Here is a 14,878-nt window from a genome sequence, read left to right on the forward strand (position 1 = left end):
ATCAAAAAGTGGTGACGAGGCATATTTGGCAGGATTATGTAGAGGAAACAGATCATTTGCGACACCACAAGGATGTAAAACCAATTTATGCGAAACGGAAAGAAACGATAGAACGCGTATTCGCAGATGCAAAAGAAAAGCATGGCATGCGCCTGCCAACGTTAAGGGGACTTAAAAAATTGTCGATGCAGGCGATGCTTACTTTCGCTGCCATGAATTTGAAGAAGATGGCAAACTGGACATGGCAAGGTCCAGAAATGGCCTAATTAATAAGGCTAAGTGAGGTCCATTCACACTCAAAATAAGCAAAAAAAGAAATAATCACTAAAAAGGGGTTCGGAATGAGACCATTCCGAACCCCTTTTGTCGACAATCTGAGAGGCAATTTATTGCCTCCGACTGTATGTTAACTTATAGTTTGGCTTGCCAATACCGCAGGTGATCGTAAGGGTTGATAGCCTTCCATTTGCTATCATATAACCCAAAATGCAAGTGGGAAACAAATTTTCCTGTTGTTCCTTCAGGGCCGTACCCGCTATCTCCAACATACCCTATCACTTGTCCCTTACTCAGTTTCTTGCCGATCCCAACACCGGGTGCATATTTGCTTAAATGTGCATAATACAAATGATACCCCTCTGGCGATTTAACTGATATTCTCCAGCCGCCAAGCTGGCTCCAGCCGAAGTTTACGATTGTTCCGCCAGTTGCAGAGTAAACAGCTGTTCCCTTCGGAGCTATGATATCCGTTCCTTCATGTGTGCGAGTCCTCCCAAATTGGCGGGATGCTCCCCATGTGTCACCAAATGGAGTATAACTTTCTTTCGCTAGTGGAAAAACAGCATCAGCTAAAAATGCAGGAGTCTTTGGCGGTGGAATTGCTCCTTCTGTTATTTTTAATTCTTGCCCTATATACAAAACATCAGTGTTAAGTCCGTTTAGATATTTTATTTCAACAACCGATACTCCATATTTATTTGCAATAATCCATAATGTATCACCCGATTGAACTTTGTGGATTGTCGCAAGCTGTGTGGAACTTGGCGGCAGGAAACCTGTTTGCGAGGGAATCAAAAGCTGTTGACCTTTTTTAATAGAATTTGTATTTAATTTATTTAAAGTCCTTATCGCATCAACAGTTGTGTTTCTCGCTTTTGCTATAGAAAACAAGCTGTCCCCTGACTTAACAGTATAGGTAATTGAACTTTGGTCAGTTTCAATATGTACATTTGCTGGTTTGGCAGTACTTTGTGGAGCGCCAGGAGATACTATCAACACTTGCCCAACCTGAATCTTATCAGCCTTTAATCTGTTCCATTGCTTCAATTTAGGAATCGTAGTCTTAAACTTGGTTGAGACCTTCCAAAGAGTATCCCCAGGTTGAACTTTGTATTGAAGAGCTTGCGCTTCGGCATTTGCTCCAAAACTTGCGCAGAAGATGGTAGTAGCCAAAGTTAATGATAAAACCCAGTGCTTTTTCATGATGTTTTTTCCCCCGTAAATATCTGTTATCTTCGTCATTATGATTCTCTTTTTCTATCGACTGAAGAAAACAACTATTTACTGGAAAATATTCCAATATGGATGGAAGGCAGTTATTTAGTTCCTGCATTTCTGCCAGGTGTATCTGTTAACATTACAATCGTATATACAATACAAGTTGAAATGCAGCAGAAATGGTCAATAATGGCACCCACTACGATCTGACCCGAAATTGAAAATGACTTATGAATACTTTTCACCTTTACTTATTAGTTCGCCAGCAGTATGATTAATTAGAAAATTTCATTTTTTACTACTAGGGGTGCCCTTATCAGGGGCTGAGAGAAAAACGTACCGTTTATCAACCCTTCGGACCTGATCTGGGTGATGCCAGCGTAGGAAAGTAGTGACGGGAAATAGAATTATTCCTCTACATACTTTGCCAGGTCCACTTATGGGTCTGGTTTTTTCTATTTTAGGAGGTTAATAGTTATGAGGTTAAATGAACAAGTTGTACTGGTGACAGGAGGCAGCCGTGGCTTGGGCAGCGAAACGGCTAAGGCTTTTGCAAGAGAGGGAGCAAAAGTGGTCATTAACTATTTTAATAGTGAGGCAAAAGCCTTGGAGCTGAAGAGCCTAATTGGTGAGAATGCGATTGCGATTCAGGCCGATGTCCGCGATATTGAGCAAGTTCAAGCAATGTTCAGGGAAGCAAAGGCCCATTTTGGAAAACCTATTACTACTGTAATCAACAATGCCCTTGTAAATTTCCGGTTCGATCCAGTTACAAAAAAGGATGCATCGGAGATTTCATGGGAGGATTTCAATGTACAGCTGGAAAGTGCTGTAAGAGGGTCGCTAAATACTATACAGGCGGGACTTCCAGGCTTTAAGGAAGCTGAATTTGGACGAATTATTAACATTGGAACAAATCTGTTTCAAAACCCTGTTGTAGCCTACCACGACTACACAACCAGCAAAGCTGCTCTTTTAGGCTTTACACGTAATATGGCCAATGAATTAGGGCAATATGGCATTACCGTTAACATGGTTTCCGGCGGCCTGCTAAAAATGACAGATGCAAGCTCCGCGACATCTGCGGAGGTCTTTCAATTGATAGAGTCATCAACACCGCTACGGAAAGTAACAGACCCATCGGAAGTGGCAGATGCCATTATTTTCTTTGCTTCACCATGGGGAAGGGCAGTGACTGGGCAGAACCTGGTGGTAGACGGCGGACTAGTCATGGACTAATAAGGGGGATATAAGATGGATAAGGTATTGATTGGCCAAGCATTAGAAAGAGTAAGGGAAGTAAATCCGCTTGTGCATAATATTACGAATGTAGTTGTTACTAATTTTACCGCGAACGGATTGCTTTCATTTGGCGCATCGCCTGTTATGGCTTACGCAGAAGAGGAAGTAGCCGAGATGGCAAGCATTGCCGGTGCTCTCGTTTTAAATATCGGAACATTGAACTCCGATGTAGTGGAATCGATGATCATCGCCGGTAAAGCGGCGAACAAAAATGGAGTGTCAGTCATTTTTGATCCGGTCGGGGCGGGAGCGACAGCTTATCGGACCGAAACCGCTCAAAGAATCATCAATGAAGTAAATATCGCTGTAATAAGAGGCAACGCAGCAGAAATTGCAAACGTAGCCGGTGAGCAGGGCCAAATCAAGGGTGTTGATGCAGGAGATATGCAAGGAGACTTTGCAGAGCTTGCAGCAGCAACGGCTAAGAAATTCAAAACAGTGGTCGTGATTACAGGAAAAGAGGATATTGTCTCTAATGGCGATGCAACCTTTGTTGTGAGCAATGGGCACCCAATTCTTACAAAAGTCACGGGAACCGGCTGTCTGTTGACATCAGTCATCGGAGCTTTTGCCGCAGTTGAAAAGGATGCGGTTTTGGCTTCTGTTGCGGCATTAATTTCCTATGGAGTCGCTGCAGAAATAGCGGCGCAAAAAACGGCTGAACTTGGACCAGGGAGTTTTCAGATTGAATTTCTGAACCAATTATCCCACGTTACCATTGAAAATTTAGAACAGTATGGATCTTTTAGAAAACTATAAGGAAGTGTGATACGGATATCCAATATGACGAGGGATACCCTTTTGTCAGAAGTATGAGAGGAGCGGAAACAACCATGAAAAAAGCTTTAACAATTGCTGGTTCCGACAGTGGGGGCGGTGCAGGAATCCAGGCAGATATCAAGACGTTTCAAGAGCTTGAAGTGTTTGGCATGTCAGCCATTACGGCAGTGACGGCTCAAAATACGCTAGGCGTCCAGGCAGTATACCCAATGACAGCCGAAGCAGTTGCTAATCAGATAGAATCGATTGGTGAAGACATGGGAACAGATGCCGTTAAAACCGGGATGCTGTTTAATGCGGAGATCATTGAAGCAGTTTCAGGGAAAATAAAACAATACCAGTGGGGAAATGTCGTTGTCGATCCCGTTATGATTGCAAAAGGAGGGGCATCCTTGCTTCAGAACGAGGCCGTATATGCTTTAAAAAAATATTTACTGCCTCTTGCGATGATAATTACGCCGAATATACCTGAAGCAGAAGTATTGACAGAAATGCGAATCCAAACTGACGAGGATAAAAAAGAAGCTGCTAAAAAGCTTTTAGAGCTTGGAGTCAAGAATGTTGTGATTAAAGGCGGCCATGATGAGGATCCAAGCGAATCGATTGATCTGCTCTATACAGGCACTGATTTCTTTACGTTCAGGAGCAGGAGGATCAATACAAAAAACACCCACGGAACTGGATGCACCTTCTCTGCTGCTGTTGCTGCGGAACTGGCAAAAGGAAGCAATATTCATGAAGCGGTTTCAAAAGGGAAAGATTTTATCCAGGCGGCTATAGAAGACCAACTTTCGATTGGGCGGGGACATGGTCCAACGAATCACGGGGCCTATAGAAGATTGAGTGCCTTGAAGGAGTAAATAGGAACATGGCGAGAATCAGCAAGGAAAATTTAAAAGATGCATTAAAAGTTTATTTTATAATGGGAAGTGTGAATTGTACGATTCACCCAACTGAGGTGCTGAGACAGGCAATAGCAGGCGGTATTACAATGTTTCAATTTCGTGAAAAGGGAAAAGGCGCTTTAATAGGGGATGAAAAGTACAAGCTTGCTAAGGAATTGCAATGGATATGCCGGGACAATCAAATTCCATTCCTGGTTAATGATGATATCGAACTGGCAATGGCCCTTGATGCCGATGGTGTTCATATTGGCCAGGAGGATGAGCCTGCCGAATATGTGCGGAAGCAGATCGGCGATAAAATTCTCGGTATATCTGTCCATTCATACGAGGAAGCCACTGCAGCGATTCAGTCTGGTGCCGATTATTTTGGCATTGGACCGATTTTTCTGACTGAAACCAAGGAAGACGCCAAGCCTGTTCAGGGAACGACTGTAATCCAAGAATTCCGTGCCAATGGAATTACCATGCCGATCGTTGGAATTGGCGGGATAACACCAGAAAATGCCGCAATTGTCATCAGCGCAGGTGCCGACGGTGTTTCCGTGATTACGGCAATAAGCAAGGCTGCATCCATACCTGATGCTGTAATTGAATTGAAGAAAAGTGTATTCTCTGTGAAGAATTAATATATCGTGAGGATGGGAATCGATTTCGCGAAAGGAAAATAAATTTCGTGGAAATGGGGCTCGATTCCGTGAAGAAAAAAATAATTCCGTGAAAATGGGCCCAACTCATCCTCAGTATAGTAAAAAATCGATGAAGATTTAGCGGTAACGTTGTCCTTTAATGTATTTGGCTTTCAAACAGAGAATTGCGGTCGTTTAATTTTGTGATGATCTTAAGCAGGAGTGCATTTCCCAGCAGGAATCCACCTCCGATTAGTAACAAAATAAAAGGGCTGAGAAAGAATAGTCCTGTCACCTGGCTGATAAGGATACCTACAATCGGAAGAATCATAATCCCGCCAAACTGCTGGGCTTCCTGGAATGACTTTACCTTCGAAGAGACCAGAACATTTAAAAGAATATTAAACAGCACCAAGGCTGGGATCACCCAAAATATCAGGATTAGCCAGGTGGTATTCAAAAACAAGATCTGTTTAAAAAAAGGGTAGGTTATCAGATTGATGACAATGAAATTTAATAGAAAGGAACTGAATACAATCAATAGTGTTGGAATCAGAGAAGCAAGTACCTTACCTATAAACAGGTCCTTTACAGATAAAGGTGAGAACAATAGGCTTTCAAGAGTCTTTCGTTCCTTTTCCCCTGCAAAGCTGTTGGATGAGGTGACCATTGAATTAACGATGGCCGCCATTAGGAAAAACGGTGTAAGCATGAAATTTAAAAAGAAATACACTACTTGCTCACCAATTGTCGGAAGGGCTGCCAGAGTGGTTCGGGTTTCTTCAATTGAAAAGTTTTTTATTACCTGTTCAATTGGTTTTTTCAAGTCCTCTGATGAATGGTTTAGAAGCTCAGTATGCAGCCCAATATAAGTGAATGCAGCCGGAAAAAAGATGCAGAGAAAGACTGCAAGGATAACCATCGGCATCCAGATTTTTTTGGATGCAAATGTCGCTCTAATATCCTTTTCCGCAATAGCTGTAATTGTCGTCTTATTCATGGTCAATACCTCCAATCTTAAAATAGATTGATTCCAGACTCCTGTTAATAATTACGCTCGAGTGTACCCAAGAGTCATTAAGGATTTGCCTTAGCAATGGGGCTATCTCATCTTTTGAATCCAGCAGGAATTCAAGTTTATTTGTTCCTTTTACCTCATAAGCGAAACCATTATAATGGCTGCCCTCCTGCGGCCTTAATCCGGTTTCTACAAGTAGTCTGACATCAGTTAAATATTTATCTTCAAGCTCTCGCAGAATCCCTTTTTCTATAATTCTTCCCTCCTTTAAAAAGAGGTAGGAATCACATAAATCCTCCAGTTGATGGAGCACGTGGGAACAAATAAGGATGGTGACTTTTTCTTCCTCATTTACCTTGTGCAAATAGTGAATAACTGAGCTTATGCCTTCTGGGTCCAACCCGTTGGTCGGTTCATCAAGAAAGAGTATCTTTGGTTTATGCAGCAAAGCTTTTGCCAGCGAAATTCTTTTCTTCATACCTGTGGAAAACAATCCTACTAGCTGGTCTTTAAACGGGAGCATTTCAAACTGCTCCAGCAGCTGGGTTATTCTTTTAGGGTCATATGCATTATAAATTTTTGAATAGAATACGAGATTATCCCAGGCGCTCATATCATGGTAAAGCGAGGCGCTTTCCGTTACAATGCCTGCTCTCTTTCTGATTTCATCTCCATCTTTGCGGGGGTCTAGCCCCATCACCTTCATATCTCCGTCCGTGGCGTTTATAACACCGTTAAGCAGGCGGATAATCGTTGTTTTTCCAGCTCCGTTCGGGCCAAGCAGGCCATTGATGCTTCCTTCCTTAATGCTAAAAGAAACGTCCTTTAAAATAGGCTTTCTGTTAAATTCCTTTTGTATATTTTCCACTTCAATTATGTTGGCCATATTGGCACCTCTTTTTTTGCCAGGTTTAATTATATGTATGACGGTTAATGAAACCAATTCGTTCACCGCCCAGGAAAAATTTCCTTGTATGTATAAAAGCTGCCAAATACTCGGCAGCCTTTTTGCTTTTCTGTATTAGGAAATTCGTTTTCCGAGGATATCCAGATCTCTTTCAACGCCATCAAGCTCGGCGATACGAGGAAGGTGGGCCCACGTTTCAAACCCAAATGCCTCAAACAGTTTTAGGCTTGGCCGGTTATGGTGAAAAATAAATCCAAGTATAGTTTTGATTCCAAGTTCAGGTGCACTTTCGATTGCTTTTGAAAGGGCGGACCGGCCAAGGCCTTGTCCCCTAAAGGCTTCATCAAGGTAAATGCTGATTTCTGCTGTCGCCTGATAGGCAGGCCTTCCGTAAAAAGATTGGAAGCTTAACCATCCAGCAATTTTTTCATCTTTAGTAATGACCCATAAAGGACGAGTTTCCGCACTGTGTTCATTAAACCAGCCTAATCGATCCTTAACAGATACAGGTTCTGTATCAGCCGTTACCATTCTGGAGGCAACCGTGCTGTTATAAATTTCAATAATTTTTGGAAGATCATTATATTTTGCGTCTCTGAAGATTACATTTTCCATCTGATTGTCTCCCTGCTGATTAAGCTTTTTCTTCATATTTTACACTCAACCAGCATGTGTTTCTATATAATGTTGTATTAAGCTTTACTTGCACTAGTTTAATAGGCTGACACTCTTCCCCGTGCCAGTTCTCTACAGCCTGTTCCTTCCAAAAGGCAAAAAACAATGGAGAAAAAAGTGGTTACCACACAGGCTGGTCAATGTAATAGACAACAAACAAAATCTCTGCCCACAACTTAGGGCAGAGATTTTTAATTACGGCAATATGGATTTTGATAATCTTCAATTTATTCAAAGTGCTTTTTTCTGAAGCTGAGGATCCCGCATTTTAGGCTGATTTATTACTTGTTTAAAAAACGCTAAAGATCTCTGAAAGATAGGACTTTGAATAAAGGTATAAATGAAAGAAACAACGAATACCGGTCCTCCGATGAAAAATCCGATTAGCAATACGATGCTTTCCACGAGAATACGCGCTTTGCTGACTGATAATCCAGTTGTATCAGAAATAGAAAGCATGAAACCGTCACGCGGTCCGGCTCCAAGTCCTGCCGCTACATACATGCCTCCGCCTATCCCGGTAAGTATAATGCCGCTTAAAATAATCAGATAGTCAACCCAAGTATGAGTGGCTGTAGGCAAAAAGTCGAGCCATAAATAAAAATCCATAAACGGACCGATCAGTGCTGCGTTCAAAAAAGTTCCAATACTGATATATTGGCGCGCCTTTGTCCAGGAAATAGTAAGCAGAACCAATCCGCATAGTACCGACCATGATCCAATCGTAAGTCCAAACTGTTCAAAAAGGCCGACATTCAGCACATCCCATGGATGAAGTCCCAAATGTTTAACTTTGACCGTAATAGCAGCTCCCAATGCAAAAATCATCAGACCAGCAAAAAACAGGATAATTCGTATGTATCGTCTCAAAACAGGTCTCTCCCTTTGATATACTTCCTGAAATAAAGTGTTCATTTTTTGATTATTTAAATAATATACTCCTCAATGTAAGAAAATGCCATAGGAAAACTGGTTTTATATACTTGGTTGTCCGGACGGTACCCACAGTAAATACGGATATTATAAAAGATAATCAGTATCAACGTTGGTGGATGGAATTTTCAAAATCACATAAAAAGTGAAAAGCCCCTTAAGTTTTCTTTCCCTCGGATCATCGGAATAATTGGTTCGAAACAAATAGCTCCCAACACCATATCATCCAGTGAATCAAAATCTTCTCTCCTCATTGTTAACAACAAATTGTGGTAACTCCTACTTCACTATTATACTGTGGGATTTAAACAGTAATATTAAAAATTGCCATAGAAAAGAGCTATCCCTTTATCTTTAAATGAAGGAATAGCTCTACCTTAATTATAGTAGCTTATTAGTTAGGCTGCGTTGAGAAACTTCCCATTCATGCCGTAAAACGCCCATAACAATCATATCGTACCGCTTTCCGTCCCGGTACACCACTGATCTCTTTCTGCCTTCCTGTTGAAAACCAGCCTTTTCGTACGCTCTGACTCCACCTTTGTTATATTCAATAACTTCCAAGCCGACCCGATCTAAATTTAACTCGTGGAAAGCATAACGAAGAATTAGTTTCAAAGCTTCGGTTCCATAACCTTTATTGTGATTTGAAGGATCACCAATTCCTATTGCCAAGAGTCCCGTGCGATTATTCCATTCAATGCTGTGGATAGCGATAAATCCGATCAATTGATCATCCTCAATGGTTCTCAGCCGGAAATACACTTCATTTGGAGAAGCCTTTCCCTCTAATGCTAGCTCTTCTTTATTTTTAGGAAAGGCAATCTCTGTATCTACGTTACGCAAGTATTCAGCATCTTCTCCCCACTTCATCATAATGGAGATATCTTCTTCCCTGGCCGCTGAAAGTCTTATCCTCTCACCGTAAAAAAGATTAAAATTAGTTGTAGTCATGAAACTCTCCTTGAACTTGTTAAAATTTAAACAACCATTGCTCACTGATAAAACATTAACCATACGCAATAAACTTATCCCTTTGGTTATAATTGAAATAATCATATATTTTTCTGGAAAAATTAACAATCTAATTCATCAATTTAGCGGAAGGCATTTTGTTTTATTAAATCATGGATTTAACGATTGAGGGACCATGATTTCAAGGGTTATTGAAAGTTTCTTAGGCCTGCCCTTTGGGTCTACTACTTTAGATCTGGATCACTCCCCCTTTTCCCGTATAATCCAAAAAGTGAATTCTCGTATCATCCGTTTTGAAAAAATATGTAGAATAATTAAAAGGATAGGACAGTCAGAAATTAATTCGGCTGCCTATCCTTTATTATTTTTATAAAATTCGTATGTTGAACTACTGCTTCTTATTTAAATTTTCCTGCGCCATTTTAACTAATTCCCGTACCATGTCTCCGCCTAGTCTTCCGCCGATTTTTCCGGCCTGTTTGGGAGTTAACTGACCGTTATAGCCTTTTTGCAGCGGTACACCAACTTCAGCAGCTGCTTCAAATCTGGCATCTTCCGGATTTTGCGTGCCTGCAACCTTTGCTTTTAATTGATCTAATTGTTGTCTAGCTTCCGGTACCAATATGCTGTTTCTTCTTCGTGCCATTTTTATCCCTCCTTCATTTTAGATTTTCCGTTATGTTTATGTCTTATTAATTCATCCATGATTTTAAAATAAAACAATTTTTTTTGATAAAAGGGTTGAAAGTCAGAAAAGGTCAGAGTATAATGGGTTTAGAAAGTCAAAGATAGTCAAAGTTAAAGGGTAAATTAATCACCTTAACCTACTACGCTTACGCTTACTCAAATAATCAATTAAAATAATGTAGAAATTTCAAGGAGGAGACACATATGCATTGTCAAAAATGTCAAAGTAATCAAGCGAATATTCAATTACGTGTAAGTATTAATGGCAGCCAGCAAAATTTTCATTTGTGCTCCGAATGCTATAAAGAAGAACAAAATAAGCTAGGGGCAGCCATGGGAGGAAATAAGCACATGGGTAATTTCCCGTTTGATGATTTCTTTAAAGGATTTAGCCATAACCCAGGGCAAGCTGATATAGATGAACAAATACAACCGAAGCCAGCACAGGGTGGCAGAGGCGGTTTGCTCGACCAATATGGACGCAACTTGACTCAAAATGCGAAGGCTGGGCTTATCGATCCGGTCATTGGGCGTGATGAGGAAGTAAAGCGTGTTATTGAAATTTTAAATAGAAGAAATAAAAATAACCCTGTTTTGATAGGGGAACCAGGTGTCGGTAAAACAGCAATTGCTGAAGGGCTTGCACTGAAGATTGCCGATGGGGATGTGCCTGTAAAACTGCGTACAAAAGAGGTTTACCTTCTAGATGTTGCTTCACTTGTTTCGAATACAGGAATCCGCGGCCAATTTGAAGAGCGGATGAAACAGCTTATTTCCGAACTGCAGCAACGCAAAAACGTTATTCTATTCATTGATGAAATTCATCAAATCGTTGGAGCTGGTTCTGCCGAAGGATCTATGGATGCAGGAAATATCCTAAAACCAGCGTTGGCACGCGGTGAAATGCAGCTTGTCGGCGCAACTACTTTGAAGGAATACAGAAAGATTGAAAAGGACGCTGCACTCGAACGCCGCTTCCAGCCTGTTCAAGTCAACGAGCCAACTCCGGGTGAAGCGCTTGAAATTCTCAAAGGCCTGAAAGACCGTTATGAAGCATACCATGCAGTAGGGTACAGCGATGAAGCCCTAAAAGCAGCAGTTGAGCTTTCTCACCGCTACATCCAGGACCGCTTCCTTCCTGACAAAGCGATTGACCTGATGGATGAAGCCGGTTCAAAATTGAACTTAACTATAGAAGATGGACAAGAAGAAGATGTTAAAGAACGCCTTGCCCAGATTCATGAAGAAAAAGAACAGGCATTAAAGAAAGAAGCCTATGAAGAAGCTGCCAAGCTAAGAGATGAGGAAGCAAAACTCGAAAAAATGCTTGAAGCTGGTGAAAATACTTCACGCCCAACAGTAACTGTGGAGCATATTCAAGAAATCATTGAACAAAAAACTGGTATTCCTGTAGGCAAATTGCAGGAGGATGAGCAAGCGAAAATGATCCGCCTTCAAGAGGAGCTTTCCAAGAAGGTTATCGGGCAGGAAGAAGCGGTGCGCAAAGTAGCTAAAGCAATCCGCAGAAGCCGTGCCGGTCTGAAATCCAAAACTCGCCCAATCGGTTCATTCCTCTTTTTAGGTCCAACCGGGGTAGGTAAAACAGAGCTATCCAAAACTTTGGCTGAAGAACTATTTGGAGCTAAGGATTCCATGATCCGCCTTGATATGAGTGAATTTATGGAGAAGCACAGCGTATCTAAGCTTATCGGTTCACCTCCAGGATATGTTGGCCATGAGGAAGCGGGCCAGCTGACTGAAAAAGTCCGCCGCAAGCCTTACAGCATTATCCTGCTTGATGAAATTGAAAAGGCCCACCCGGATGTAATGCATATGTTCCTGCAAATTCTTGAGGATGGCCGCTTGACCGATAGCCAGGGCCGAACTGTCAACTTTAAGGATACAGTTATCATTATGACAAGTAACGCAGGGGTTGGAGAAAAGAGAAAAACGATGGGCTTTGGAACAAATACTGTCATGGAAGAAGCATCTATTCTTCAATCATTAGGCAGCTACTTTAAGCCGGAATTCCTAAACCGTTTTGACAGCATTATTGAATTCTCTGCATTGCAAAAGGACGATCTTCTGAAGATTGTTGATATTATGCTGAAAGATCTTCATGAAACACTTGAGGGTCAGGGACTTTCACTTAATGTAACGGCTGAGGCTAAAGAAAAGCTTGCCGAGCTTGGTTATCACCCATCATTTGGTGCAAGACCGCTGCGCCGAGTAATTCAGGAACAGCTCGAAGATGGCATTGCTGATTTCATTTTTGAAAAGCCTGAAGTGAAAAACTTTACAACAACTGTAGAAGAAGGCAAGCTGACAATTAAAGAAGCATAAATGTAAAAATAGCCTCCCAGAAATAACTGGGAGGCTATTTTTTTCGGACATTATACTGATGAACATGGCATGCCGTCCTAGTGCGGTTTCTCGACACACGATATGGAGCAGCGATACATGCACGGAACAAAGCGACAGCTTTGTGAGGACGGGGCGAAGTTAGCCGTTTTTCCTCCGCATGGAGATGGATACGGTGATGTTCTCTGTCAGTGCGCTTGTCGCTTTTCTACTTTTGATCGATTTTGTAGCGAATAGAAGAAAAGTTTCCGGTCGGTACAGTCTTAGTTATGATTCCATTCTTATTTCTATATACCTCGTACTCCTGGTATGTTTCTACAAGATAGCCGTTTGCTTCTCTGCTGTCATCTAGAATATTTTCCAATGAGGGAAGTTCTTCATCGGTTTTAAAATCGGAGGATACTGGCCTGGAAACTTTTTCGTCAAAATTAAAAAATTCCGTTTCCAAATAGGCGACTGAACCCATTAACAATATCAATCCTATCAAAGAAATGCTCTTTATGATCTGTTTCATTCTTTCCATCTCCCATGCAGCTACACTTATTGAAAAAATATGCATGTCCCTTTTGCTATATGCTTTTTATTTCGCAAGTATTTAAGTTAATGCCATGACTACCTTGAAACTCCTGTAAAGGGAAGACTGGGCATAAGATAGGACTTTTCTGCCGTAATGCAATTCTGTAATACTCATTCATCTGATTAACCGGTATTTCCTTGTGAGGAAAGTGAGTACCAATGATGTTATTTTTTTGTTATTCGTTTTTGTTTAAACAATAAAATAATCGGGAAATAAGTTGACAAGCAGTAAAACAAAAAGAGGAGGAACATTTTTATGGCAAAGAATATGAAGAGCGATAACAGTACAAACAATTACGATGGAAACAGAATGAGTGAAAACAACAGGGTAAACAACTATGCAGGAACAAGAATGAACGAAACTGGAAATGGCAATACCTATGAAGCTAACAGAATGACTGCAACCAGCAACGTTAACAACTATGAAACTAACAGAACGACTTCAAATAGCAATGCTGATAGCTATGCTTCCAACGGAATGAGTACTTACCCAGGCAATACAAGTAACTTCATGCATGATGGAGTAAATGTAAAGCACACAATGACTGCTGAAAGCGACAAAAACAGTAAGTTACTAAGAGGCTTAATTATAGGAGGACTTATTGGAGTAGGTCTTGCACTGCTCGATACAAATACCCGCCGGAAGGTTAAGGAAACTGCTGTAGGTCTTAAGGATAATTCCATAGATGTGATTAATGAAGCGAAGGAAAACCCAATGACCATGATGGCACGCTTTAAAGAGGCTTCCAATACATTAAAAGAAGCAATCAGCAATGCCCAGCATTTATACGAAGTTGTGAATGAAGATATTTTCGGAAAAGTAAATGAAGTGAAAACTATCTCAAGCGATGCAATGGCTACTGCGAAGGAAGCAACTACCGAGTTAAAGGAAATTGGATCTAAAGTCGTTGAGGCAACCAGCAAGCTTACGGAAACTACCGGTTCATCTTCTGCAACAACTTCATCACCATCTAATACATCAGGAGATGCTGCCGGAGAGGGTCTAAATACAATGGCTACAGCTACAAATACAAATTCAGCAACTGAAGGAGTTACAGCTACTGGGACTAATAAAACTGCAGGCTCAAATACATCAAAGCTTTAATTCCAGAATAATATTAAGAAACCCCTTGCCTTATGGAAAGGGGTTTTCTGCTGCTTAAACTGCTATCTTAAAGTTTACTTTCAATTTCTTTAATCAGATTATCCATAGTATTTGCCGTGATCATTTCGTCATTCAATTTGACATACGGTGATTTTTTGCATTCCTTACAATGGCTCAGACACTCAAATTCTTTATATTGAATGGCATTTTCGCGTAAAAGGTGTCCAAGGGATGATTGAGTATCTTTATCTAAAAACCGGTCGAGATTGTTTTGGCAGAATTCTATCGAAAGCTTTTTTTTCTTAGAAAATATACTTGATAACAAGGATTTCATTTTATTTTGACAGCCCTCAGTTCATATGAAAATAACCTGCATACCTAGTTTACATAATCAATTTTCAAAATGTAAAGAGATTTATCCTTTCCCTATTTGATGCAAGAGATCTTACCCATGCACTTTTCATTTTTCTTTCTGTGTAATAAATAATACTCCTGACCATGGGCATGATAATGGGGGTAAGGAGGATGTTC

General features: G+C 40.9%; 16 protein-coding genes and 1 riboswitch. Of the genes, 7 read left to right on the plus strand and 9 right to left on the minus strand.

The features are described from left to right. On the plus strand, positions 1–266 hold a 266-nt coding region (locus D0469_RS07620; RefSeq protein ID WP_199478414.1), incomplete at its 5' end, for a transposase. Between the two features lie 145 nt (positions 267–411). Here the strand turns inward: D0469_RS07620 and D0469_RS07625 are convergent. Next, positions 412–1,521 carry a LysM peptidoglycan-binding domain-containing protein gene (locus tag D0469_RS07625; protein ID WP_117326040.1) on the minus strand — a complete coding sequence of 370 codons (1,110 nt, stop codon included), beginning with the start codon at positions 1,519–1,521 and terminating at the stop codon, positions 412–414. Between the two features lie 269 nt (positions 1,522–1,790). Further along, positions 1,791–1,901: riboswitch (TPP riboswitch) on the plus strand. Positions 1,902–1,974: 73 nt separating this feature from the next. Here D0469_RS07625 and D0469_RS07630 point away from each other — a divergent pair. The 4 genes from D0469_RS07630 (at position 1,975) to thiE (ending at position 5,110) form a co-directional block, all read left to right on the plus strand. Then, on the plus strand, positions 1,975–2,736 hold the full coding sequence (locus D0469_RS07630; protein WP_117326041.1) for a 3-oxoacyl-ACP reductase: 762 nt from the start codon (positions 1,975–1,977) through the stop codon (positions 2,734–2,736). Between the two features lie 15 nt (positions 2,737–2,751). Next, positions 2,752–3,558: a hydroxyethylthiazole kinase gene (gene thiM / locus D0469_RS07635; RefSeq protein ID WP_117326042.1), complete on the plus strand. Its 807-nt coding sequence runs from the start codon at positions 2,752–2,754 to the stop codon at positions 3,556–3,558. Between the two features lie 74 nt (positions 3,559–3,632). After that, a complete protein-coding gene (gene thiD, locus D0469_RS07640) occupies positions 3,633–4,439 on the plus strand; it encodes a bifunctional hydroxymethylpyrimidine kinase/phosphomethylpyrimidine kinase (protein ID WP_117326043.1) in 807 nt (268 codons plus the stop codon). Between the two features lie 8 nt (positions 4,440–4,447). Continuing rightward, positions 4,448–5,110: a thiamine phosphate synthase gene (gene thiE, locus D0469_RS07645; protein WP_117326044.1), complete on the plus strand. Its 663-nt coding sequence runs from the start codon at positions 4,448–4,450 to the stop codon at positions 5,108–5,110. Positions 5,111–5,267: 157 nt separating this feature from the next. Here thiE and D0469_RS07650 read toward each other — a convergent pair whose 3' ends face one another. From D0469_RS07650 to D0469_RS07675, 6 genes are all read right to left on the minus strand, one after another. Continuing rightward, a complete protein-coding gene (locus tag D0469_RS07650) occupies positions 5,268–6,110 on the minus strand; it encodes an ABC transporter permease subunit (RefSeq protein ID WP_117326045.1) in 843 nt (280 codons plus the stop codon). After that, positions 6,103–7,014, minus strand: a complete 912-nt coding sequence (locus D0469_RS07655) for an ABC transporter ATP-binding protein (RefSeq protein ID WP_117326046.1) — start codon at positions 7,012–7,014, stop codon at positions 6,103–6,105. Before D0469_RS07655 ends, D0469_RS07650 begins: the two co-directional genes overlap by 8 nt. A gap of 135 nt (positions 7,015–7,149) precedes the next feature. Further along, positions 7,150–7,650, minus strand: coding sequence for a GNAT family N-acetyltransferase (locus tag D0469_RS07660; protein WP_117326047.1), 501 nt, complete (start codon positions 7,648–7,650; stop codon positions 7,150–7,152). A 291-nt stretch (positions 7,651–7,941) separates the two neighbouring features. Then, positions 7,942–8,538: a YczE/YyaS/YitT family protein gene (locus D0469_RS07665; protein WP_158553389.1), complete on the minus strand. Its 597-nt coding sequence runs from the start codon at positions 8,536–8,538 to the stop codon at positions 7,942–7,944. A 486-nt stretch (positions 8,539–9,024) separates the two neighbouring features. Then, positions 9,025–9,597: a GNAT family N-acetyltransferase gene (locus D0469_RS07670; RefSeq protein ID WP_117326049.1), complete on the minus strand. Its 573-nt coding sequence runs from the start codon at positions 9,595–9,597 to the stop codon at positions 9,025–9,027. Positions 9,598–10,006: 409 nt separating this feature from the next. Further along, positions 10,007–10,264, minus strand: a complete 258-nt coding sequence (locus D0469_RS07675; RefSeq protein ID WP_117326050.1) for an alpha/beta-type small acid-soluble spore protein — start codon at positions 10,262–10,264, stop codon at positions 10,007–10,009. 245 nt (positions 10,265–10,509) lie between these two features. On the opposite strand from D0469_RS07675, the gene D0469_RS07680 reads away from it, so the two are divergent. Next, positions 10,510–12,648 carry an ATP-dependent Clp protease ATP-binding subunit gene (locus tag D0469_RS07680; RefSeq protein WP_117326052.1) on the plus strand — a complete coding sequence of 713 codons (2,139 nt, stop codon included), beginning with the start codon at positions 10,510–10,512 and terminating at the stop codon, positions 12,646–12,648. Positions 12,649–12,874: 226 nt separating this feature from the next. On the opposite strand, the gene D0469_RS07685 is transcribed toward D0469_RS07680, so the two are convergent. Continuing rightward, positions 12,875–13,180: a hypothetical protein gene (locus D0469_RS07685; RefSeq protein WP_117326054.1), complete on the minus strand. Its 306-nt coding sequence runs from the start codon at positions 13,178–13,180 to the stop codon at positions 12,875–12,877. 318 nt (positions 13,181–13,498) lie between these two features. Here D0469_RS07685 and D0469_RS21330 point away from each other — a divergent pair, with 318 nt between their 5' ends. After that, positions 13,499–14,347, plus strand: a complete 849-nt coding sequence (locus D0469_RS21330; protein WP_199478416.1) for a YtxH domain-containing protein — start codon at positions 13,499–13,501, stop codon at positions 14,345–14,347. 67 nt (positions 14,348–14,414) lie between these two features. Here D0469_RS21330 and D0469_RS22115 read toward each other — a convergent pair whose 3' ends face one another. After that, a complete protein-coding gene (locus D0469_RS22115; protein WP_117326056.1) occupies positions 14,415–14,681 on the minus strand; it encodes a DUF1450 domain-containing protein in 267 nt (88 codons plus the stop codon). Between the last annotated feature and the right edge of the window lie 197 nt (positions 14,682–14,878).

This window comes from Peribacillus saganii (genome assembly GCF_003429095.1).
GTDB lineage: Bacteria > Bacillota > Bacilli > Bacillales > DSM-1321 > Peribacillus > Peribacillus saganii.